Raw genomic sequence first — 23,420 nt, 5'->3', positions numbered from 1 at the left:
GGATAAGACTCAAGATGAATTTTTCCAAGTTCTTCATTTCGCGGCCGATCTTCGCAGCGGTGCTGTCGCTGTTGATCCTGATCGCGGGTGCAATCTCGCTGTTCCAACTGCCGATCAGCGAATACCCGGAAGTAGTGCCGCCGACTGTGGTGGTACGCGCCAACTTCCCGGGTGCCAACCCCAAAGTCATCGGCGAAACCGTGGCCGCACCGCTGGAGCAGGCCATCACGGGTGTCGAGAACATGCTGTACATGTCCTCGCAGTCCACCGCCGACGGTAAGCTGACCCTGACTATCACCTTCGCCCTGGGCACCGACCTGGACAACGCACAGGTGCAAGTGCAAAACCGTGTGACGCGGACTCAGCCAAAGCTGCCTGAGGAAGTGACACGCATCGGTATCACCGTGGACAAGGCTTCCCCCGACCTGACCATGGTGGTGCACTTGACCTCCCCGGATCAGCGTTACGACATGCTGTACCTGTCCAACTACGCGATCCTCAACATCAAGGACGAACTGGCCCGTTTGGGTGGCGTCGGCGATGTGCAGCTGTTCGGCATGGGTGACTACTCCCTGCGTGTTTGGCTGGATCCGAACAAGACCGCCTCGCGCAACCTGACCGCTACCGATGTGGTCACGGCGATCCGCGAGCAGAACCGCCAGGTGGCTGCCGGTGCCCTGGGCGCTCAGCCTGCGCCGAGTGACACCAGCTTCCAGTTGTCGGTCAATACCCAAGGCCGCCTGGTCACCGAGGAAGAGTTCGAGAACATCGTGATTCGTGCCGGCGCCAACGGTGAAATCACGCGCCTCAAAGACATCGCTCGGGTCGAGCTGGGCTCCAGCCAATACGCGCTGCGCTCGTTGATCGATAACCAGCCGGCCGTTGCGATTCCGATCTTCCAGCGCCCCGGCTCCAATGCCATCGACATCTCCAACGATGTGCGCAGCAAGATGGCCGAGCTGAAAAAGAGTTTCCCGGCGGGCATGGATTACCGCATCGCCTATGACCCGACCATTTTTGTACGCGGCTCTATCGAAGCGGTGGTGCACACACTGTTCGAAGCGCTGATCCTTGTAGTGCTGGTGGTGATTCTGTTCCTGCAGACCTGGCGCGCCTCGATCATTCCGTTGGTGGCGGTGCCGGTATCCTTGATCGGTACGTTTGCGGTGATGCACCTGTTCGGATTCTCGCTCAACGCCCTGTCATTGTTCGGCCTGGTACTGGCCATCGGTATCGTGGTGGATGACGCGATCGTGGTGGTGGAGAACGTCGAGCGCAATATCGAACTGGGCCTGGAGCCATTCCCGGCCACCGAAAAAGCCATGAGCGAAGTTACCGGCCCGATCATCGCTACAGCGCTGGTGCTGTGTGCGGTATTCATTCCAGCCGCTTTTATCAGTGGCTTGACCGGGCAGTTCTACAAGCAGTTCGCGTTGACCATCGCGATCTCGACCGTGATCTCGGCGTTTAACTCGCTGACGCTGTCCCCTGCCCTGGCCGCCGTGTTGTTGCGCGGTCACGATGCGCCGAAGGATCGCTTCTCGAAGTTCCTCGACAAGCTCTTCGGTGGCTGGCTATTCCGTCCCTTCAACCGCTTTTTCGAAAAGGCCAGCCATGGCTACGTGGGTACCGTACGCCGAGTGATTCGCGGCAGTGGTATTGCCCTGTTCGTATACGCCGGGCTGATGGTGCTGACGTTCTTCGGGTTTGCTCACACCCCGACCGGTTTCGTACCGGCCCAGGACAAGCAATACCTGGTGGCCTTCGCTCAACTGCCCGATGCTGCAAGCCTGGACCGCACCGAAAACGTGATGAAGCGCATGTCGGAGATCGCCCTTAAACAGCCCGGCGTGGAGGCCGCGATTGCCTTCCCGGGCCTGTCGATCAACGGCTTCACCAACAGCCCGAACAGCGGCATTGTGTTTGTGACCTTGAAGCCCTTCGATGAGCGTAAAGACGCGAGCATGTCGGCCGGGGCGATTGCCGGGGCGTTGAATGGCCAATACGCCAACATTGAAGAAGCGTACATGGCGATCTTCCCGCCGCCGCCGGTACAGGGCCTGGGCACCATCGGCGGGTTTCGCCTGCAGATCGAAGACCGTGGCAACCTCGGCTATGACGAGTTGTACAAAGAAGTCCAGAACGTGATTGCCAAGAGTCACAGCGTGCCTGAACTGTTCGGCCTGTTCACCAGCTACACAGTGAACGTGCCGCAAGTCGACGCCGCCATCGACCGCGAAAAGGCCAAGACCCACGGCGTGGCGATCAGCGACATCTTCGACACGCTGCAGGTCTACCTGGGTTCGTTGTATGCCAACGACTTCAACCGCTTCGGGCGTACCTACCAGGTCAACGTGCAGGCCGAGCAGCAGTTCCGTCAGGACTCCGACCAGATCGGCCAGCTGAAAGTGCGCAACAACAAAGGCGAGATGATCCCCCTGGCGACCTTTATCAAGGTCAGCGACACCTCGGGCCCGGACCGCGTGATGCACTACAACGGCTTTATCACCGCTGAAATCAACGGCAACGCCGCACCGGGCTACAGCTCCGGCCAGGCCCAGGCTGCGATTGAAAAGCTGTTGAAGGATGAACTGCCCAACGGCATGACCTACGAGTGGACTGACCTGACCTATCAGCAAATCCTCTCGGGCAATACCGCGCTGTTCGTGTTCCCGCTCTGCGTGCTGCTGGCGTTCCTGGTACTGGCCGCCCAATACGAAAGCTGGAGCCTGCCGCTGGCGGTGATCCTGATCGTACCGATGACGCTGCTGTCGGCCATTACCGGTGTGATCATCTCGGGCGGCGACAACAACATCTTCACCCAGATCGGCCTGATCGTACTGGTGGGCCTGGCCTGCAAGAACGCGATCCTGATCGTCGAGTTTGCCAAGGATAAACAAGCGGAGGGCCTCGACCCGCTGGCCGCGGTACTGGAAGCCTGCCGCCTGCGTCTGCGGCCGATCCTGATGACCTCGTTCGCGTTCATCATGGGTGTGGTGCCGTTGGTATTGTCCAGCGGTGCGGGTGCCGAGATGCGCCATGCCATGGGTGTGGCGGTGTTCTCCGGGATGATTGGTGTGACCTTCTTCGGTCTGTTGCTGACGCCAGTGTTCTACGTACTGATCCGTCGCTATGTTGAGCGCCAGGAAGCGCGCAAAGCGGCCAAGGCCTTGAAGCTGGAGACACAGCAATGAGTGTGAAAGTATTCCTGCCGAGCTTGCTGGTACTGGCGCTCGCCGCCTGTGCCGTAGGCCCGGACTACAAGACCCAGCAACTGGAGGCGGCCAACATCACGGCCGCCGCCGACAGCAAAAGCTACGACCATGCCAAGTACGAAGGCATCTGGTGGCAGCAGTTCGAAGACCCGACGCTCAACCAGCTGGTAACCCAGTCGCTGAGCGGCAACCGTGATTTGCGCGTAGCCTTTGCCCGCCTGCGGGCAGCACGGGCTATCCGTGACGACGCGGCCAACGACATCATGCCAGTGGTCACCTCCCGCGCCAGCAGCGATGTGGGCAAGGGCCAGATTCCCGGCCAGACTACCAAGCGTGTCAACAGCGAGCGCTATGACCTGGGCCTGGACATGGCCTGGGAAGTGGATTTGTTCGGGCGCATCCGCCGCAACCTGGAAGCCAGCGACGCTGACCAACAGGTGGCCGAAGCCGACCTGTACCAACTGCAAGTCACCATGATCGCTGAACTGGTGGATGCCTATGGCCAACTGCGCGGGGCGCAACTGCGTGAACGCATCGCCCTGGACAACCTGAAGAACCAGCAGGAATCACGCACCATCACCGTCAGCCTGCGCGATGCCGGCGTGGGTGATCAACTCGACGTCGAGCGTGCCGACGCACGCCTGGCGGCGGTGGAAGCCAGCGTGCCGCAGCTGCAAGCCGAACAAGTGCGCGAGCGCAATCGCATCGCCACCCTCCTCGGCCAGCGTCCCGACAAGCTGAGCGTGGACCTGAGCCCCAAAGACCTGCCGGCAATCGCCAAGGCCCTGCCGATTGGCGACCCGGGGCAATTGCTGCAACGGCGCCCGGACATCCTCAGCGCCGAACGCAAGCTGGCCGCCGCCACCGCGCGTATCGGCGTGGCCAAGGCCGACCTGTTCCCACGGGTCAGCCTCAGCGGCTTCCTCGGCTTTACCGCCGGGCGTGGTTCGCAGATCGGCTCGGCTGCAGCGAATGCCTGGTCCCTGGGCCCGAGCATTACCTGGGCCGCGTTTGACCTGGGCAGTGTGCGTGCGCGTTTGCGCGGTGCGAATGCCGAGGCCGACGGCGCCCTGGCAACCTACGAGCAGCAAGTGCTGCTGGCCCTGGAAGAGTCCGAGAACGCCTTCAGCGATTACGGCAAGCGTCAGCAACGCCTGGTGTCTCTGATCCGCCAAAGCGAATCCAGCCGCGCCGCCGCCGACCTCGCCGCGATCCGCTACCGCGAAGGCACCGTGGACTTCCTGGTACTGCTCGACGCCCAGCGCGAACGCCTGGCCGCAGAGGACTCCCAGGCCCAGGCCGAAGTGGATCTGTATCGCGGCATTGTGGCGATCTACAAGGCCTTAGGGGGTGGCTGGCAGCCGGATACGGTGGTGGCCAGCAGCAAGTGAGGTAAAGAGCTCCTTTGGTTGGTCGCATCCAGCCAATTTTTAGCCCTGCGATCCATTCGGTCGCGGGGCTTTTTTTTGCCGGGACTTCCTAAAATGTTGAAAGTAACTTCTGTAAGTCAAATAAGAAGGCCTTCGTAGGTAATGTCCTAGTCCCGCGCTGTACCTCGCCGTCAGGCTTTAATGCCTCACAACCAACTCACATTTCAGACGCCACGCGCCATTAAAGTAATACGCACATGCGTCGACAACGAAGTGTCACTTACTAATGGAGGAAGGGACATGGCTATCTTGTTGACTGCTGAACAGATGCGGTATACCAAGGCAACCAATGCGTTCGCGATCAAAAATCCAGAGCAGACAATGAATGCATTCACAATTACAGAGAAGAAGGTGGCAGCTGACACCCTACAGCTCAATGATAACAATCAAATCACCCAGCTGAAGGCTTATTTGAAAGATTATGACATGACGTCCATAAGTTCAGATGACCTAAGAAAAGTAGGGCGCACACTATTTGAGCACGAAATGATTGATATCTATGCATTCAGAATGTTCATAGGTGGTAATTTGCATACCGATGCGAAAGGTGTTCCAACAGAGACGCACGTAAAATTCAACGCAATTGCCTTATTTAATGAGCGACTGGTGGAGTACAGTGAATTCCTGGAAGACAACCCTGCAACCGCAAACGAGCATACGTTGAGATGGCGGCAGGGAATGGTTGCAGCTAATCACGCCATGGGGGCACTGGTCTATTTTGTAAACTCTTCCAATACGGCTTTATCCATAGATGAAAAAGCTTGATTCAGATGCTCGCAAATAGTGCGCCAATAACCTCGTGGCGCACTGTTTAGCTTAACGACTCAGCGACCGTATCGTGCGGTGCCAGAGTAAGATTGCACCTCCGAACCAGAATTAATCATGACGACTCGATAGGTTCCAAACACACCTGAGAAGGACGTACTACTTCCAAAGGTTCCAGCAACATCTCCCCAGGAAGCCCCGGTCTGCTTTTGAATTATCAACTGCGGCGCCCTCCCCCCACCGCTTGTGGAAGCAGAAACATCAATGGTCGCACCAGCACACCCATTAGCCGACGTTATTGTGAACGGACCATAAACTGCCGTTTCCACGCCTGGCTGCAAAAGCCCGCTATAGCTATCAGTTATATACAGACACAAGGCAGACACCTGAGCAGACAAAAGCATTAACGCAAGACACGGCAACGCAATAAGACCTTTCATAATCTCACCTCAAATCAATAAATAATTCATTTGAAAGCAGCTGATCACGTTATTTGCCCATAAGCGCACTCCACGATAAAACCTCGGATCCCAGTACGCGAAGTTCAATGTTCACCAAGCAGACATTAAGTGCCCGAAAACATGGATAGGAACACGTTGCTTACAGTGCACGAAATCAAGCGCCAAATATGCCGGCCGCGTCCTAAAATATCGAAGGAGCGTTCTGTCATACTGGGGTGAAGGAATGAGTAAGAAATGTCTTACTTGCGCATAACGAAGGTTAGAACCGACTCGAGTCGCTCAAAATCAAACTCCGATAATGCCCCGGATTCGACCCCGCCCACTTGCGAAACGCCTTGTAGAACGAACTCGCATCGGCAAACCCCAGCCGCGTGGCAATCTCGGCAAAGCTGATCTGCGGTTCAGCCAACCACACAATCGCCAGTTCTTTGCGCACACTGTCTTTGAGGCCCTGATAAGTCTGCCCCTCTTCCGCCAGGCGCCGACGCAGGGTGGACGCAGAAATACATAGCCTGGCGGCAAGGCCCTCCGTTTCCGGCCAGGTGTCGGGAGGCATCTGCCGAAGGTCGTGCTTGATGCGCGTGGCGAGGCTTTCAGGGTCGCGGTATTTGACCAGGATGTTAGCGGGTGCATGGGCCAGAAAACGTTGGAGCTCCTGCTGACTGCGTTTGATCGGCAGGTCCAGGCAGTCGGCAGAAAAGATCATGCGGGTACGAGGTCGATCAAAGCGCAGGTTGTCGGAAAACATTACCTGGTAATCGTCACAGAAGTCCGGCTGCGCGCAACGCAGCTCAATGGCCAGGATCGGGATGCGACGCCCCGCCAGCCAGCACGCAACGCCGTGGACGATCATCCAATAAGTGAAATACGTGAACGCACGCTTGGGCTCATCGGGTTCGAGCAGGACGATCTCCGCCAGGCTCTGTTGGCGAACCAACTGGCCTGGCATGTGCTCCAGCATCAACGAAAGAAACCCCAGGCCGGTTTCCAGGCCCGCCGCCAGGCTAGGTTGCGCCATGGCGGCGCAACACAGAAACGCCAGGCTACCGGATTTGAGTGCGCGCGGGTCCATGCCAAAAAACTCGTCATCCCTGCGCCGCGCCAGCAAACGCCAAAGGCGCGCATAGGCCGTGGCCGGGACACGGGCATTGGGCTGCTCAAGCAACGCAGGGTCAATCCCGACTTTGCTCAATGCCTCGACAGTGGCCGCACCAGGCGCACAGCTCTGCAACAGCGCTTCGCGCACAAGGTGGATGGAGATGGTGTCTTTTTCCGACATGGGATGTTGAGTTATCCGACTGCAAACCAGGTGGCCTGCATCATAAGGGCGGTCGCGCTTCGCCACCACTGTTCAGCCCTCGTTCAGCAAAGGTCAATATTTCTTGTTTAGCAATGAGTATCATTATGTTACAACTTAGCTTCCTAACTAGTTACGCCCTGGTGCCCGATGCTCGTTCCTTTTTTAATCATGCTGCGCGAAGGCATTGAAGCCGCCTTGATCGTTGGCATCATCGCCAGTTACCTGCAACAGACCGGGCGTGGCCAATGGATGCCCGCCGTGTGGATCGGCGTATTCCTTGCCGCTGCCCTGGCCTTGCTGGTCGGTGGCGGCCTTGAGTTGGTCAGCGCTGAATTCCCGCAAAAGCAGCAGGAATTGTTCGAAGGGATCGTAGGGCTTGTTGCAGTGGGCATCCTCAGTTCCATGGTGTTCTGGATGCGCAAGGTGGCGCGTTCGATCAAGCATACCCTGCACGAATCCCTTGACCTCGCCCTGACCGGCTCCAGGAACCAAGTGATCGCGTTGATCGCCATGGTGTTTTTCGCCGTGGCCCGCGAAGGCCTGGAGACTGTATTTTTCCTGTTGGCCGTGTTCCAGCAGAGCGAAGGCCCGGGCGCGCCGGTCGGTGCCCTGCTCGGCCTGATCCTGGCCATCGTCGTCGGTTTCCTCATCTATTCCGGCAGCATGCGCCTGAACCTCGGCGCGTTTTTCCGCTGGACCGGCCTGTTTATCCTGGTGGTGGCGGCCGGCATTCTCGCCAATTCGGTGCAAGCCCTGCATGAGGCCGGTGTGTGGAACCACTGGCAAACCGTGCTGTTCGATTTCAGCGCTGCGCTGCCCATGGATAGCCCGTTGGGCTCGGTACTGGCCGGCATGTTCGGTTATCAGGAGGCGCCGACCGTCAGCACCCTGGGTGCCTATGTGATTTACCTGGTGGTGGCCCTGGTGATGTTCTTCCTGCCCTCGGCCCCCGCCAAGCCTGTCGCCACGACTTCTTCCGTTTCCAGCCAGTAAGGACCGTCTCTTGTCCAACCCAACCCCTCAATCGGCCCCGCCATCCCGCGCCTTGCGCTGGGGTGTGGCCGGCTCGGTGGTGGTGATGATCGCCGCCGGTGGCCTGTTCTACTACGCCTCGCAATTGGCCGCGACCAAGCGCCAGACCAACCACAATGAAATCGCAGTCACGATTCACAACCACGCCTGCGAGCCCAACGCCCTCACCGTGCCGGCCGGGCGCGCAAGCTTTCGTATCATCAACCGCTCCGACCGTGCGGTGGAGTGGGAAATCCTCGACGGTGTGCTGGTGGTCGAGGAACGGGAAAACATTGCCCCTGGCCTGAGCCAGGTGATCAACGCCAATCTGTTGCCCGGTGACTACGCCATCACCTGTGGCCTGTTGAGCAACCCGCGTGGCACCTTGCATGTCACCCCCACTGCGGAGTCCGACGCCCAGGCCAAGGCCAAGCCGTCGATGGTGGCGTTTATCGGCCCGTTGTCGGAGTTCCGTGTGTACTTGAGCGGCCAGAGCGGTGCGCTGATCAAGGCGGTGACGGCGCTGCAACAGGCTATCGACGCCGGTGATCTGGCCCAGGCGCAGGCCGTGTATGTGCCGGCCCGTGAGGCGTATCAGCGCCTGGCGCCTGCCTCTCAACGCCTGGCCGAATTGGATAACGCAATCAACGCCCGCGCCGACTACTTTGAAAAGCGCGAGCAGGACCCTGCCTTCAGCGGCTTCCATCGCCTCGAATACAGCCTGTTCCAGCAACACAGTCTCGACGGCCTGGCGCCGGTCGCGCAACGCCTGGTGGCCGACGTCACCACGCTCAAGCAACAATTGCTGGCGCAATCGCTGCCCCCAGAGCAACTGGTGAGCATTGTGGTACGCAACCTCAACAGCCTGGCGGATGTACGTGCCCGCAGTGGTGAAGAGGAGCGCTACAGCCATATCGATCTGAACGGCTTTGCCGCCAACCTGGACGTCGCTCGTAAAGTGGTCGACTTGATGCGCCCGCTGCTGGGCAAGTCCGCAGCCGGCTTGCTGCCCGATATCGACAGCGCGCTGAATGCCTTCGACGCCGAACTCGCTGCATTCAAAGTCGACAATACCTACAGCACGTACGACAGCATCACCGCCGATCAGCGCCAGCAGATCGCCGACAAGGCCAAGGCACTGGCCGCCGCACTCGATGGAATCGACCCCGCCCTTGGCCTTTCCGGCCTGCAGTGAGACGAACGCATACATGAGTGATTCAAAACAGCTAAACCTTGCGCGCCGCCGCGTCCTGCTGGGCATGGCGGCCACCGGCGCGGCCATCGCCGGCAGCACCTTGACCTGCCCGGCCATGGCCGCAGCGGCCGAGCAAGTCACCAGCGCTCCGCGCAGCGACAAGACCCACGACCACCAGGCTTTTTTCGGTCAGCATCAGAGCGGCATCGTCACCCCGCGCCCGGCCTGCGGCATGGTGGTGGCCTTCGACGTACTGGCCAGCGACCGCGAGGACCTCGAACGTTTGTTCCGCACCCTGAACGAGCGTATCGCGTTCCTGATGAGCGGCGGCACCGTGCCGCAGGTCGACCCGAAACTGCCACCCACCGACTCCGGCATCCTTGGCCCGGTGGTTACCCCAGATAACCTGACCATCACCGTGTCGATCGGCGAATCGTTGTTCGATGAGCGCTTCGGCCTCAGTGCCGTCAAGCCCAAGCGCCTGATCCGCATGGTGGGTTTCCCCAACGATGCACTGGAGCCGGCGCAGTGCCACGGCGACCTGAGCCTGCAGTTCAGTTCCAACACGCCCGATACCAACATCCACGCCCTGCGCGATATCGTGAAAAACCTGCCTGACTTGCTGCTGGTGCGTTGGAAACAAGAAGGCAGCGTGCCGCCCCAGGCCCCGGCCAAGCCCGGCGAACCGGCGCAGAGTGCGCGTAACTTCCTGGGTTTTCGCGACGGTTCGGCCAACCCCGACTCCAACGATGCCAAGGCCATGGACCAGATCGTCTGGGTGCAACCGAGCAGCGACGAACCCGCCTGGGCGGCCCATGGCAGTTACCAGGCCGTGCGTATCATCCGCAACTTTGTCGAGCGCTGGGATCGCACCCCACTGCAAGAACAGGAAAGCATCATCGGCCGCGTCAAACCCACCGGCGCCCCCATGGATGGCCAGCATGAAACCCAGGTGCCGGACTACAGCAAAGACCCGCATGGCAAGTTGACCAAGCTTGATGCGCACATCCGCCTGGCCAACCCGCGCACCCCGCAGACCCAGGCCAACCTGATCCTGCGGCGGCCGTTCAACTACTCCAACGGCGTCAACAAAAACGGTCAGCTGGACATGGGCCTATTGTTCATCTGCTATCAGGCTGACCTGGAGAAAGGCTTTATCAGCGTGCAAACGCGGCTCAACGGCGAACCGCTGGAGGAATACCTCAAGCCGGTCGGCGGCGGGTATTTCTTCACCTTGCCCGGCGTCACCGGCCCTGAGGATTTCATCGGGCGCACGCTGCTTGCTGCAACGCACTCCACCACCCCTGCCAAGACCTGAAACACACCAGAGCGGAATGCCCCCATGAAGAAGTCGTCTATCGCGTTGTCGTTGTTAATGAGCCTTGCGCCGCTGGCTGCCTTCGCCGCTACCGCGCCGCTCGACCTGGTAGGCCCGTTATCGGACTACAAGATCTACGTTACCGAGGAAATCGGCGAACTGGTCACCCAGACCCAGGCGTTTACCAACGCCATCAATAAAGGTGACCTGGCCACCGCCAAGAAGCTCTATGCGCCGACCCGCGTGCACTATGAGGCCATCGAGCCGATCGCCGAGCTGTTCAGCGACCTCGACGCGTCCATTGATTCGCGTGTCGATGACCATGAAAAAGGTGTAACGGCCGAAGACTTCACCGGTTTTCACCGGATTGAATACGCGCTGTTCGCGCAAAACTCGACCAAGGGCCTGGAAGCACTGACCACCAAGCTCAATACCGATGTGAACGATCTCAAGACGCGGGTCGATGGCCTGACCTTCCCGCCGGAAAAAGTCGTCGGCGGCGCTGCGGCGCTGTTGGAGGAAGTCGCTGCCACCAAGATCTCCGGCGAAGAAGACCGCTACAGCCATACCGACCTGTATGACTTCCAGGGCAACATCGACGGTGCGAAGAAAATCGTCGATTTGTTCCGTGGCCAGATCGGGCAGCAGGACCAGGCGTTCCTGGCCAAGGTCGATACAAACTTCGCCACCGTGGACAAGATCCTGGCCAAGTACAAGACCCAGGATGGCGGCTTTGAAACCTACGACAAGGTCAAGGACAACGACCGCAAGGCCCTGGTGGGCCCGGTCAACACCCTGGCTGAAGACTTGTCGATGCTGCGCGGCAAGCTGGGTTTGAATTAAAGGCTACCGGCAAAAAAACACCCAGGCCCTGTTGAGGGCCTGGGTGTTTTTTTGCCTGCGGGATAACGGCTACAAAATGCGGTACAGCAAACGCTCAATGCGCACTCGGCTCACCCGACGCAGGAATTTCCCCACTGCCGGCGGGTAATCAACCAACGTCTGCAATTGCTGGTAGCCCCGGATACGCGTGGTGTGCTGGAAGATCTGCGCCAGCTCGGCACGCCGCGGCTCCAGCCATTGGCCCTTGGGGTCGTCGATCAGCAAGCCGTTTTCCAGGTCGAGGCGAAATGCCCTGGGGTTGAGGTTATTGCCGGTCAGCAAGGTATAGCGCTGGTCAACCCACATGCCCTTAAGGTGGTAGGTGTTGTCGCCATCGCGCCACAGGTGCAGGTTCAACTGGCCGCTGTCGATCATCGGCTGGTGACGCTTGGCAAAGCGCCGCAGGCTGATCTCATATAGATAAGGCAAGGCCGCGATCACCTTGAACGGCTCGCTGGGCGGAATATAGAAGTCGTTGGCCGTCTTGTCGCCGACCACGATGTCGATCTTCACCCCACGCGCCAGGGCGCGGTTGATCTCGCGGGTCACCGGCAACGGCAGGTTGAAATACGGCGTGCAGATGGTCAACTGCTGCTGGGCGCTGGCGATCAGCTCCAGAATGACCCGGCTCAGGGGGTTGTTCTTGCCGACGCCGAGCAACGGGCTCACCGAGAGGTGACCATTGGGCAACTGCCCGGCCGTGGTGTCATAGGCCGCGTGCTTGAGACGGCTGCGCAGGTCGCCGATATCGTTGCGCAGGCTGCGGGTGGTCGGCGGGTTGGGCAGGTCCAGGCGGTGCACGGCCTTGGATGCCACCAGGCCGTGCTCGATCAGGTGTTGCATAGAATCGGCCAGCACCTGGCTATGGATCAGGTGGTAACGATCAAAGCGGTACTTGTCGAACTTGTGCAAATACACATTGTTGAGGCTGGCGCCGCTGTACAGCACGCTGTCATCGATCACAAAGCCCTTGAGGTGCAATACGCCAAACAGCTCGCGGGTTTGCACCGGCACGCCATACACCGGCACTTCGCTGGCGTGGCTTTGCGTCATGGCCTGGTACCAGGCGCTGTTGCCCGGCTGCTTGCCGGCGCCAATCAAGCCACGCTGGGCGCGCAACCAGTCGACCATCACCACGATGTCCAACTCCGGCCGTGCCGCCTTGGCAGCGTGAAGCGCGTCGTAGATCTCCTGCCCCGCTTCGTCGTGCTGCAAGTACAAGGCGACGATGTAGATGCGACGCGTCGCCTGGGAGATTTTTTCCAGCAGGCAGCGACGATAGGCATCGGCGCCGGACAGCACCTCGATGGCCTCCGGGGACAGCGGGAAACCGCGTAGTTTGGGCAACAGGGAGCGTTTGAAGAACGACGGCATAGGGCTCGCAATGGGTCGAATCCGAAGAGGTCCAGAGCTTACACCATGGGGCTGCTCAGGTCTCGCCGTACGGCATGGAAAAAAGCCGATTGACCAAGAAGAACGATCGTTCTACTGTAATAAGCATGAACGACATAACCCGCGACATTATCCTCGACGTCACCGAAAAGCTGATCTATCGCCATGGCATCGCCGCCACCGGCATGGACTTGCTGGTAAAAACCGCTGGCGTATCGAGAAAAAGCATCTATCGCTATTTCGCCAACAAGGACGAGTTGGTGATTGCCGCCCTGCAGCGCCGCGACGAACGCTGGATGCAGTGGCTGCGCAGCGAAGTGGAACGCAGCGACAACAGCGGCGAGCGCTTGCTGGCGCTGTTCAGCGCCCTGAAAAGCTGGTTCGGTTCCGCGGATTTTCGCGGCTGCGCCTTTATCAACACCAGTGGCGAAACCGGCAACGCTCAAGATCCGGTGCGCCTGCTGGCCAAGGCCCATAAACACAAACTGTTCGAGTACGCACTTGAACTGTGTCAAGCACATGGCACCCCCGACCCGCAACAGCAGGCCGCGCAACTGCTGATCCTGATCGATGGCGCCATTACCGTTGCCCTGATCATGGGTGATTCAACAGCTGCCGATAATGCGCAATGCATGGCGCGAACGTTATTGGGACTTTGAATTCTCGGAATTGGCAACTTCTATCATTCAACCCTATTGTTTTAAGGAGCCACCCCATGTCAGCCAATGCACAAGCCCGCCCGCCCCTACCGCCCTTTACTCGCGAGTCAGCCATCGAAAAAGTCCGGCTGGCCGAGGACGGCTGGAACTCCCGCGACCCAGAACGGGTTTCCCTGGCCTACACCCTGGACACCCAGTGGCGTAACCGCGCCGAATTCGCCCACAACCGCGAAGAAGCCAGGCAGTTCCTGAGCCGTAAATGGGCCAGGGAACTGGATTATCGATTGATCAAGGAGTTGTGGGCGTTCACCGGCAACCGCATCGCCGTGCGCTATGCCTATGAGTGGCATGACGACTCCGGCAACTGGTTTCGTTCCTACGGAAATGAAAACTGGGAGTTCGATGAGAACGGCCTGATGGCCAACCGCTTTGCCTGCATCAACGATAAGCCGATCCAGGAAAGCGAACGCAAGTTCCACTGGCCGCTGGGGCGTCGCCCGGATGATCATCCGGGCTTGTCAGACCTAGGGCTGTAGCTCTCTTACCCTCTGTAGGAGCGAGCTTGCTCGCTCCTACAGAAAGCGATTACCGAAAGGCATCAGTCCTGATTCAGCCCGACCCGATACAACACGCCATTATCCTCATCCGTCAGCACATACAGAAACCCATCCGGCCCCTGCCGCACGTCACGAATTCGCGCTTTCAACTCGCCCAGCAAACGTTCCTCGTGAACGACCCTGTCACCCTCGAACTGCAACCGAATCAACTCCTGAGTGCCCAGCGCACCGATAAACAGATTGTGCTGCCACACCTTGAACCGGTCGGCGTCATAGAACGCCATGCCGCTGATGGCCGGGGACTTCTCCCAGACATGATGGGGCTGCACCGTGCCTTCTGCCGTTTTGCCCTTGGCTTCGGGAATCGGTAGCAGAGAGTAGTTGATGCCGTGGGTCGCCAGCGGCCACCCGTAGTTCTTGCCGCGCTCGATGATGTTCACTTCATCGCCCCCACGCGGCCCATGCTCGTTTTCCCAGATCGTGCCGCTCCACGGGTTCAGCGCCAGGCCCTGTGGGTTACGCTGGCCGTAGGACCAGATCTCGGGACGTACACCGGGTTGACCGACGAAGGGGTTGTCATCCGGTACGCGGCCATCTGGATAGATGCGCACAACTTTGCCTTGCAGCTTGTCCAGGTCCTGGGCGGTCGGGCGGTCGTTGTTCTCGCCCAGGGTCACGAACAGATAGCCGTCACGATCGAACGCCAGGCGCGAGCCGAAGTGGTTGCCGGTAGACAGCTTGGGCTCCTGGCGCAGGATCACCTTGAAGTCCTCCAGGCCGCTCATGTCAGCAGACAGGCGCCCGCGCCCCACAGCGGTTCCGGCTTTGCCATCCTGCCCGCCGCCTTCGGCGTACGACAGGTAGACCATACGGTCCTGCTTGAAGTCTGGTGACAACACCACATCCAGTAACCCGCCCTGCCCCTTGGCCCAGACTTGCGGCACCCCCTTCAACGGAGCGGAAAGCTTACCGTCGGGGCTGACAAATCGCAGGTACCCGGGAAGCTCGGTCACCAGGAAGCCCTGCTGATCCGGTAGAAACGCCAGCGCCCATGGATGATCCAGGCCTTTGGCGATCGGCGTGACGGTGATGCTGCCTTGCTCGCTGGGGAACTGCTGGCTATCGGCGGCATAAACGGTGGTCAGCGGCAGCAGCGTGGCGGCACAGACAGCCGCTAGCAGAGTTTTGCGTAGAAACATAAGGCGAAGTCCTTACCGGCGATTGCCGTTGGCATCATAGGTGGGTGCTTTGGTTTCGGTGGCCGGGCGACTGGGAGCTACGTCGCGCTTGGGATACGTATTGCCGATTCCGCGGTTTTCCACGGTCGGCCGAGGGCCGGTGGGCGCAGTCTGGATACCGCCGGCCGCAGGTGCATTGGGCTGAGTGCCCTGCATGCTATTGGGGTTGGCCCGGTGAATCGGGCTGTTATTGGTGTCGTATTGGCCCGGCAGGTTTTGCGCCTGGGCCCAAGGCGCCAGGGCCAGGCCCAGCGCAAGTACTGCAAGATAACGTACATAAGCATTCATGACGGAGCCTCTCTATGCCGAGTACTACGTGCTTTCGATAACACGCTACGCCATGGGTTCGGGTTGCGACACTAAATAGTTTCTCATCAGGTGTAACACGATCTGTCCGAGCATCTGCCCGCCGAAACTTTTGCCGCGGCCTGCGAGTCACCAGAACAGGCTCACTTTTTAAGGAATCGGAGTTATGCCACGGGCAATCTGGAAAGGCGCTATCAGTTTCGGTCTGGTTCATATCCCGGTGTCGCTGGTCTCGGCGACATCTTCCCAAGGCGTTGATTTCGACTGGCTGGACAAACGCAGCATGGACCCGGTCGGCTACAAGCGCATCAACAAAACCACGGGCAAGGAAGTCACCAAGGAACATATCGTCAAGGGCGTCGCCTTTGAGAAGGGCCGTTATGTGGTGCTCAGCGAAGATGAAATTCGCTCGGCCCATCCGAAATCGACCCAGACCATTGAGATCATCGCGTTTGTCGCCGCTGACCAGATCCCCCTGCAAAACATCGACACGCCCTACTTCCTGGCGCCGGACAAACGTGGCGGCAAGGTCTATGCACTGCTGCGCGAAACCCTGAAGAAAACCGGCAAGGTCGCCCTGGCCAATGTGGTGCTGCATACCAAACAGCACTTGGCCGCGTTGATGCCGCTCGAATCGGCCCTGGTACTGGTGATGCTGCGCTGGCCCGCAGAAGTGCGCAGCCTGGACGAGCTGGAACTCGGTGCCGATGTAACCAAACCGACCCTGGCCAAGGGTGAATTGGACATGGCCAAGCGCCTGGTGGAAGACATGAGTGCAGACTGGCAACCCGACGAGTACCGCGACAGCTTCCAGGACAAGATCATGGCGCTGGTGGCGAAAAAGGCCAAGGCCGGCAAGATCGAAGACGTGGAGTCGAGCCAAGACAGCGAAGTGCGCAAATCCGCCGATGTTATCGACCTGACCGAACTGCTTAAACGCAGCCTGGCGGGCAAACCCGCGGCGAAAAAGCCCGCCGCGAAGAAATCCAACAAAAAGGCCTCTTGAGCCTGCCATTGACTGGAGCGCGACATGGCAAAGCCCCTGAGCGAATACAACCGCAAGCGCGATTTCAAGATCACCGCCGAACCCGCCGGCAGCTCACCCGCCAGCAAGCGGAAAGCCTCGGCGCTGAGCTTCGTGATTCAAAAGCATGATGCGCGCAACCTGCATTATGACTTTCGCCTGGAACTCGACGGCGTGCTGTTGAGCTGGGCGGTGCCCAAGGGCCCGAGCCTGGACCCAAGCCAGAAGCGCCTGGCGGTCCACGTTGAAGACCACCCCCTGAGCTATGGCGGTTTCGAGGGCAGCATCCCAGCCGGCCAATATGGCGCAGGCGATGTGATTGTGTGGGACCGAGGTATCTGGCAGCCCCATGACGAGCCGCGCAAAGCCTATGCGGCCGGAAAGCTCAAGTTCACGCTGGTGGGCGAAAAACTCGCTGGGGATTGGACCCTGGTACGCACCCGACTCAAGGGCAGTGGCGACAAGGAGCAATGGCTACTGATCAAGGAAAAAGACCAGCAGGCACGCCCCGCTTCTGAATACGATATTGTCGACGCCGAGCCTGCCAGCGTGCTCAGCGATGCGGTGGTCGGCACGCCCAAGGCCAAGGTCCAAGTCAAAAAAAAGCCAGCGCCAAAGGCCAAGGCCCGCACGCAAGTGAGCGCCATACCCGAAGAATTTGCCCCGCAATTGGCGACCTTGGTCGATCGCGCCCCCGAGGGCGATTGGAGCTACGAGATCAAGTTCGACGGTTATCGCATTCTCGCGCGCATCCATGACGGTCAAGTGCGCCTGTTCACTCGCAACGGCCACGACTGGACCGAACGCCTGCCGCGCCAGGCCAAAGCCTTGCAAGCCCTCAAGCTCAAGGACAGCTGGCTGGATGGCGAAGTGGTCAGCCTCAACGGCGACGGGTTGCCGGATTTCCAGGCGTTGCAGAATGCCTTCGATATCGGCCGCAGCCTGGACATCGTCTATTACCTGTTTGATGCCCCCTTCCTGAACGGCCGTGATCAACGCGAAGATCCGGTCGAGGAGCGTCGGGCTGCGCTTAAAGCTGCGCTCGCCGGCAGCAAAAGCAAACTGCTGCGTTTCTCCGAAGCCTTTGCCGCCAACCACCGCGATATTTTCGAAAGCGCCTGCGACCTGGCGCTCGAAGGCGTGATCGGCAAGCGTGCAGGCAGCCCCTATGTGTCCCGCCGCAGTGCTGACTGGATCAAGCTCAAATGCCGCCTGCGCCAGGAGTTTGTGATTGTTGGCTACACCCGCCCTAAGGGTTCGCGCAGCGGGTTTGGCGCGCTGCTGCTGGCCGTCAACGATGAAACCGGGCTGGTATATGCCGGGCGTGTGGGCACCGGATTTGATCAGGCCACGTTGAAATCCATCTACGCCAAGCTCACGCCATTGGAGCGCAAGGACTCGCCCTTGCAAAAGCCTTTGACCAGCACCCAGGCCCGTGGCGTGCATTGGGTCGAGCCGCGCCTGGTGGGTGAAGTGCAATTCGCCGAATGGACGCGTGAAGGCGTGGTGCGCCAGGCCGCCTTCGTGGGGCTGCGCACTGATAAGCCTGCGTCGCAGGTCATTCATGAACAGCCGCGTGCGGCAAAGTCGGTCAATGCCTCGAAGAAGCAGAAAACCGATAAAGCCGACAAAGCGGTGAAGAACGTGAAAATCACCCACCCCGATCGCATTATCGACAAGCACAGTGGCACGCAAAAACAGCAATTGGCGCAGTTCTACGCCGACATCAGCGAATGGATCCTGCCGTTCCTGCGTGGTCGCCCTGTGTCGCTGCTGCGCGCACCCGAAGGCATCGAAGGGGAGCAGTTTTTTCAGAAGCACTCTGAACGCCTGGCAATTCCCCACATCAAGCAACTGGATCAGGCCCTGGATCCCGGTCATGCACGCCTGATGGAGGTAGACAGCGCAGAGGCGCTGGCCGGCGCCGTGCAAATGGGCACTGTCGAGTTGCATACCTGGGGCGCCACTACGGACAAGATTGAAACCCCTGACCTGTTCGTCCTGGACCTCGACCCGGACCCGGCCCTGCCCTGGAAATCCATGTTGGAAGCGGCCGAACTGACCCTGTCGGTGCTGGATGAGCTGGGCTTGCAAGCCTTCGTCAAGACCAGCGGCGGTAAAGGTCTGCACCTGATCGTGCCGCTGGCCCGGCGTGATGGCTGGGACGCCGTCAAGGCATTCGCCAAGGCCATTGCCCAATTTATGAGCCAGCAACTGCCCGAACGCTTTACCGCCACCAGCGGCCCTAAAAACCGTGTGGGCAAGATCTTTATCGACTACCTGCGCAACGCCCGTGGCGCCAGCACTGTGGCGGCATACTCCGTGCGTGCACGGCCGGGTCTGCCGGTATCGGTGCCGGTCAGTCGGGAAGAATTGAAAGGATTGCGCGGGGCCCAGCAGTGGACGGTGGCGAACCTGCATGAGCGTCTGCAGGGGTTGAAGGGCGACCCATGGGCCGGCTATGCCAATCGGCAGAAAATCGGCAAGAAGATGTGGGACAAGCTGGGCGCAAAACCACCGCAGTGATTCGCGCCCGGCACAGGGTTCAGATAAGAATGAAGATCAGCGCCAGACCGGCAAAGATCGCCCATTTTTCCAGGTAGTAGCGTGTGCGGTTGCGCTTTTTGAGCTCTTTGCCGCGCAGGCGGATCTTGTACAAGCGGGTAAAGGCGCGGTTGAGGCCGCCGGTCTTGTCGCCATCATCATTGGGCGAGCCTGCAGCGGCCATTACATTGCGGCTGAACCAACGGTTGAATGCCGCCGCCCAGCGGTACTTCATCGGGCGTTCGATATCGCAGAACAGAATGATGCGGTTCTGCTGGGTGGTGTTTTCTGCGTAGTGAATGTAGGTCTCGTCGAACATCACCGGCTCGCCGTCGCGCCAGTAATAGCTCTCGCCATCCACATTGATGTAGCACCCTGGGTCGTTGGGCGTATCGAGCCCCAGGTGATACCGATAGGAGCCCGCGTACGGGTCACGGTGGCGCACCAGCTTGGAGCCCGGTGGCAGTTCGGCGAACATCGCGGCCTTGATCGAGCCGATCCCTTGCACCAACTCGGTGGTGCGCGGGCACAGCTTCATCGCCGAAGGGTGGCTGTCGCCATACCACTTGAGGTAAAAGCGCTTCCAGCCCGACTTGAAAAACGAGTTGAAACCCACGTCGTTGTACTGATCCGAACGTTTGATCTCCCCGGCCCGCATCAGGTTCTGGCCTTCCTCGCGGATCTCTTGCCAATGTTCCTGCAGGGGGCTCAGGTCTGGAAAATCGCTGGGCGACAGATAGGGACGGCTGGGCTGCTTGGAGAACAAGTACAGGAAACAGTTGATCGGCGCCAGGAACGTCGAGTGATCGCTAAGCTGGCGACCCAGCTTGTGTCGCACCCGACCACGCAGGTGTACATACGCAATGGAGGCAACGTAGAGAGCAACAATGATGAGTTTCAAGGGATTCGTCACAAGTCAGGGAGAGAACAGGCTGCTCCTGCGGGCCCACAACGGCCGAGGATGGATATGCAGCACCTGAAATCACAATTCACGTACAGGTGACACGGCAGGCTGGGCGACCTTGCGGCGTGTAACCATTGGCCGTTATTTAGCCATACTTTGTAACCAAAGGTTAACTAAGAATTGTGAAAAGCTGTCTACTGAGTGTGCTGGGGTGGGAACAGGCGGGCTTGTGCGCCCGCCTGTTTAAAGGCATTACTTCGATTATTGCGGCGCGTCTTTACCGTCACGGCGGGGCAAACTAGCGTCTGCCAACGCGGTATAGGGGACAACCTGGCTACGACTGCGGATAAAGTGGCGGATCAAGGCGATCATCAGCCCCAGCAACAGGCCGCCTACCAGACTCAACGCAATGACCAACGATTTTTTCGGCTTGATCGGCGCCAGAGGCTCCTGGGCGCGGCGGTCGACCGTTACCAGCTTGAGGTTGCTCATGTCGATGTTCAAGCCACGCAGCCTGGCAACTTCAGCACGAAGCGGCTCGACGTCCTGCAGGAATATGTCCTCATTGCCGCGCTTGCGCAGCACCTCGACTTCGCGGTTGCTTTCGAGCAGTTGCAAATCCTTGCCAATCTCGGCAATTCGCGGGTTGGTGAAGTCATCGCTGGTGCGCTGTTGCAGCGCAGCGCGTTCGGCTTCCAGAGCCTCGGTGCCCATGAAGTACAGCGGGATCTTCTGATTGTTCACCTCTGTGCGCATGACCTGGCTCGACCCACTGCGCGTGGAGTCCGCCATGGAAGATGGTGTCGTCGGGGTGCGAATGCCCATGGACTTGGCAATAGAGATGGCTTCCGCCAGCTCGGCCAGGCGATTGGTACGCTCCATCTTCATCTGCAGGCGCAGCGCGCTGAGCTCATCCTGCAACTGGGCACGCTTGAGTCGGTCAGCCTCGAGCAGCTTGGCGATCTTGGATTCCTTTTCCGTATCGTAGTTGTCACGGGCGGCGTCGATCTTGCCTTTGAGTTCGCTCAAGCGGTTATTGACGATCACCTTGAGGTCGGCGCCAACCTGCTGACGCTCGGCGGCGATGGCGTAGTCTACAAAGCCGTTGAGGATCGCGACACCATCAACGTCTGTCGGGTATTGCAGTTCCAAGCGAATATAGCTGCTCAGCGAGTCTGATTTCTTCGGGTCCGGCAAGATCAGGTTGACAGAGTTTCGATTGAACGCCTCAAAGCTTTGCTCAAGGCTCTGCCCCGGCTTCTTGAACGCCTTGAACAATTCCTCGTGTTCCTTGAAAAATCCCAAGCGCGCCTCGTAAGAGTCTAACTGTGCTCCCACTTTCATCAGGGCGTCAGCGGGAGGCAGCTTATAGACTTCCGAACGGTTCAACGCATCCAGTTCATTGATTGCCGCAGGCCGCAGCACACTGCTGACTTCATAAGTCTTGGGTGCCAGGAACGCGTACCCTGCCCCTAATACGCCCACCAGAAGCGTACATCCGACTACCAGCTTTTTTTGTCGCCAGATGGCGTGAAACAATTCAAACAAGTCAATTTCATCAGACGCTACGGAGGGCGGGAGCGGGGAAGTGCGATTCAAAATAAGAACACCTTAAAATAATACTAAAAGGCCATCATTCTCAGAAACCTAAATGGCTTCAAAAATCAGGGACAACGCCCTGGATACGCCGGACCGGTGGCGATGTGACCACTTAGCCAGCCGAAATATCCCACATTTCCAAGGATTATTTCGGTTTTATATCGAGGAGTAGTACAAATGGCGCAGCATTGTCGGACTTGCGCGCTTGCAAGCATAGTCAATAGAACATCAAAATGCTGTCAAATAGCTGTCTTCTAAAGAAAAAACTTATCCGCCCACGTCGTGGTTGCGTACCTGATGCAACGGGGCGCTTCCCTGATCAGCAATAAGGAATTTGCATGCTGTCTGTTTCAACTCTCGATTTACGCGGCTTACAAGGCACCTGGGAGCAGACTGCCCTTGAAGACAGTGGCATCCTCAACCCCGCCGACGCCCACAGTGCGCCAGGGGCTATTACCACCATCACGGGCGATTGCTTCGAAGTGACCACCGTCAATGGTGATCAACTGCTGGCGGGCCGTTTTTTCCTGGATGCCAGTACCACGCCCAAAAGCATTACCTGGATTGACGCTATCGGCGATGACGCGGGCAAGCAGCTTCCCGCCAGTTACCGGCTCGACGGCGATGATTTCGTATTTATCGCAGCGGATGAAGGCATGCCCAGGCCCACCGTATTCAGCACCGGCCCTGGGCAAACCATGCGCACCTTTGTGCGGCGCTCATGAGTTACCTCTGTAATTAGATGGACTCGCCCAAGCCGAGGCGTCTATGCGCCACGGTGGCATTCTTATAGAAGCCAACGACAGCGAGGGCGAGCCCATGAAAAAGCATACGACGATCAATCAGTCTTTGTCAGCCGATGTATCTACTTGCGTAAACGTCGCGGTAGACCTTGCCAAAAAGGTCTTCCAGGTGGCCGGTGAGAATGCGCTCGGCCAGGTGATATTCGAGGATCGGATTAAGTCACGAGAGGCCTTTCAAACCTTTCTTCTTAAGCTTCCAGCAAGCGTGACGGTGCTGGTGGAAAGCGGGCCAGGTGCTCAGGCATGGGCGCGATTACTGCAAGCACAGGGCAATTTCGGCAAGATGAGCAAGAAGGGTGATGCGTATTTGCGCAGCCTGGCGGTCCAGGGGGCCCACGCCGTGTTAAGACAGGTGCGACCGGATTCAGAACAGCCCGACGACCAGTGGCTACAGCGTTGGGTATCTCGCCTAGGGCGCAAGGAGGCGGCGGTGCGTTTGGCCAACCGCAACCTGCGTATCCTCTGGCGGCTCTTGCAAAACGACCAGACTTATCGACGTCAGCCAGGCAATAGTCAGGAGGCTGCGATGAGCCACTGATTTACAGAGTTCTGCCACCGGGGCGTTTAGCCGCTCCAACCCGTGCTAACGAACATTGACCTCTGGTCAGACCGTCGCGAATTGATGCCTGTGCTCCTACCGGCCCTTGAGGCCTTTTTGTAATGGGCAGATCGCGAGCTGATCCAATGTTGGCCAGAAGCTGTTTGGAGCTTCCTCGGATAGGCCTGATACATAGCCGACTACCCGGCCCACTGACCGGTGCTGACGGGTTACCTGGGGCTGTTCGTCGCGGCGTTTGGCGCCGCAACGTTATTGCCC

At 59.1% G+C, this 23,420-nt stretch carries 19 protein-coding genes; 13 read left to right on the top strand and 6 right to left on the bottom strand.

The window, feature by feature from the left end; all coding sequences use genetic code 11:
• Positions 1-14: 14 nt before the first annotated feature.
• The 3 genes from E4O97_RS02425 to E4O97_RS02415 all read left to right on the top strand — a co-directional run bounded on the left by E4O97_RS02425 (position 15) and on the right by E4O97_RS02415 (position 5,410).
• Positions 15-3,194: an efflux RND transporter permease subunit gene (locus E4O97_RS02425; RefSeq protein ID WP_032875142.1), complete on the top strand. Its 3,180-nt coding sequence runs from the start codon at positions 15-17 to the stop codon at positions 3,192-3,194.
• Positions 3,191-4,606, top strand: coding sequence for a TolC family protein (locus tag E4O97_RS02420; protein ID WP_216091321.1), 1,416 nt, complete (start codon positions 3,191-3,193; stop codon positions 4,604-4,606). The genes E4O97_RS02425 and E4O97_RS02420 overlap by 4 nt, the downstream gene beginning before the upstream one ends.
• A 279-nt stretch (positions 4,607-4,885) precedes the next feature.
• On the top strand, positions 4,886-5,410 hold the full coding sequence (locus E4O97_RS02415) for a hypothetical protein (RefSeq protein ID WP_078821409.1): 525 nt from the start codon (positions 4,886-4,888) through the stop codon (positions 5,408-5,410).
• Positions 5,411-6,130: 720 nt separating this feature from the next.
• On the opposite strand, the gene E4O97_RS02410 is transcribed toward E4O97_RS02415, so the two are convergent.
• Complete coding sequence (locus E4O97_RS02410) at positions 6,131-7,150, bottom strand: AraC family transcriptional regulator (protein WP_248160814.1); 1,020 nt, start codon at positions 7,148-7,150, stop codon at positions 6,131-6,133.
• 168 nt (positions 7,151-7,318) lie between these two features.
• Between E4O97_RS02410 and efeU the strand changes: the two genes are divergently transcribed.
• From efeU to efeO (E4O97_RS02390), 4 genes are read left to right on the top strand one after another with little or no spacing between them, the layout of a single operon-like run.
• On the top strand, positions 7,319-8,164 hold the full coding sequence (gene efeU / locus E4O97_RS02405; RefSeq protein ID WP_103735213.1) for an iron uptake transporter permease EfeU: 846 nt from the start codon (positions 7,319-7,321) through the stop codon (positions 8,162-8,164).
• Between the two features lie 10 nt (positions 8,165-8,174).
• Positions 8,175-9,377, top strand: a complete 1,203-nt coding sequence (efeO, locus tag E4O97_RS02400) for an iron uptake system protein EfeO (RefSeq protein ID WP_248160813.1) — start codon at positions 8,175-8,177, stop codon at positions 9,375-9,377.
• Positions 9,378-9,390: 13 nt separating this feature from the next.
• Positions 9,391-10,695, top strand: coding sequence for an iron uptake transporter deferrochelatase/peroxidase subunit (gene efeB / locus E4O97_RS02395; protein WP_103735215.1), 1,305 nt, complete (start codon positions 9,391-9,393; stop codon positions 10,693-10,695).
• A 24-nt stretch (positions 10,696-10,719) separates the two neighbouring features.
• A complete protein-coding gene (gene efeO / locus E4O97_RS02390; protein WP_248160812.1) occupies positions 10,720-11,538 on the top strand; it encodes an iron uptake system protein EfeO in 819 nt (272 codons plus the stop codon).
• A 69-nt stretch (positions 11,539-11,607) separates the two neighbouring features.
• On the opposite strand, the gene pssA is transcribed toward efeO (E4O97_RS02390), so the two are convergent.
• Complete coding sequence (pssA, locus tag E4O97_RS02385) at positions 11,608-12,951, bottom strand: CDP-diacylglycerol--serine O-phosphatidyltransferase (protein ID WP_248160811.1); 1,344 nt, start codon at positions 12,949-12,951, stop codon at positions 11,608-11,610.
• A gap of 125 nt (positions 12,952-13,076) precedes the next feature.
• Here pssA and E4O97_RS02380 point away from each other — a divergent pair, with 125 nt between their 5' ends.
• Positions 13,077-13,628, top strand: a complete 552-nt coding sequence (locus E4O97_RS02380; protein ID WP_005788500.1) for a TetR/AcrR family transcriptional regulator — start codon at positions 13,077-13,079, stop codon at positions 13,626-13,628.
• A 56-nt stretch (positions 13,629-13,684) separates the two neighbouring features.
• Positions 13,685-14,164, top strand: a complete 480-nt coding sequence (locus E4O97_RS02375) for a nuclear transport factor 2 family protein (protein WP_032875113.1) — start codon at positions 13,685-13,687, stop codon at positions 14,162-14,164.
• Positions 14,165-14,226: 62 nt separating this feature from the next.
• Here E4O97_RS02375 and E4O97_RS02370 read toward each other — a convergent pair whose 3' ends face one another.
• Positions 14,227-15,384 carry a PQQ-dependent sugar dehydrogenase gene (locus E4O97_RS02370; RefSeq protein ID WP_248128759.1) on the bottom strand — a complete coding sequence of 386 codons (1,158 nt, stop codon included), beginning with the start codon at positions 15,382-15,384 and terminating at the stop codon, positions 14,227-14,229.
• A gap of 12 nt (positions 15,385-15,396) precedes the next feature.
• Positions 15,397-15,711 carry a hypothetical protein gene (locus E4O97_RS02365; protein ID WP_078821416.1) on the bottom strand — a complete coding sequence of 105 codons (315 nt, stop codon included), beginning with the start codon at positions 15,709-15,711 and terminating at the stop codon, positions 15,397-15,399.
• A 184-nt stretch (positions 15,712-15,895) separates the two neighbouring features.
• Here E4O97_RS02365 and E4O97_RS02360 point away from each other — a divergent pair, with 184 nt between their 5' ends.
• On the top strand, positions 15,896-16,735 hold the full coding sequence (locus tag E4O97_RS02360) for a Ku protein (RefSeq protein WP_216091315.1): 840 nt from the start codon (positions 15,896-15,898) through the stop codon (positions 16,733-16,735).
• A gap of 24 nt (positions 16,736-16,759) precedes the next feature.
• Positions 16,760-19,279: a DNA ligase D gene (gene ligD, locus E4O97_RS02355; RefSeq protein WP_248160810.1), complete on the top strand. Its 2,520-nt coding sequence runs from the start codon at positions 16,760-16,762 to the stop codon at positions 19,277-19,279.
• Positions 19,280-19,298: 19 nt separating this feature from the next.
• Here the strand turns inward: ligD and lpxO are convergent, their stop codons facing one another.
• Both lpxO and E4O97_RS02345 read right to left on the bottom strand, forming a co-directional pair.
• Positions 19,299-20,198 carry a lipid A hydroxylase LpxO gene (gene lpxO, locus E4O97_RS02350; protein ID WP_032875099.1) on the bottom strand — a complete coding sequence of 300 codons (900 nt, stop codon included), beginning with the start codon at positions 20,196-20,198 and terminating at the stop codon, positions 19,299-19,301.
• Between the two features lie 264 nt (positions 20,199-20,462).
• Positions 20,463-21,800 carry a Wzz/FepE/Etk N-terminal domain-containing protein gene (locus tag E4O97_RS02345; RefSeq protein ID WP_078821418.1) on the bottom strand — a complete coding sequence of 446 codons (1,338 nt, stop codon included), beginning with the start codon at positions 21,798-21,800 and terminating at the stop codon, positions 20,463-20,465.
• 338 nt (positions 21,801-22,138) lie between these two features.
• Between E4O97_RS02345 and E4O97_RS02340 the strand changes: the two genes are divergently transcribed.
• A complete protein-coding gene (locus tag E4O97_RS02340) occupies positions 22,139-22,525 on the top strand; it encodes a TIGR03067 domain-containing protein (protein ID WP_032875090.1) in 387 nt (128 codons plus the stop codon).
• 94 nt (positions 22,526-22,619) lie between these two features.
• The gene (locus E4O97_RS02335; RefSeq protein WP_248160809.1) at positions 22,620-23,141 is read left to right on the top strand and encodes a hypothetical protein; all 522 of its coding nucleotides are present in this window, start codon (positions 22,620-22,622) and stop codon (positions 23,139-23,141) included.
• Positions 23,142-23,420: the final 279 nt, after the last annotated feature.

It is taken from the genome of Pseudomonas sp. W15Feb34 (genome assembly GCF_023127765.1).
GTDB classification, from domain to species: Bacteria; Pseudomonadota; Gammaproteobacteria; order Pseudomonadales; family Pseudomonadaceae; genus Aquipseudomonas; species Aquipseudomonas synxantha_A.
The sequence above is the reverse complement of the archived record's forward strand: the minus strand, read 5'-3'. Positions and strand labels throughout refer to the sequence as shown.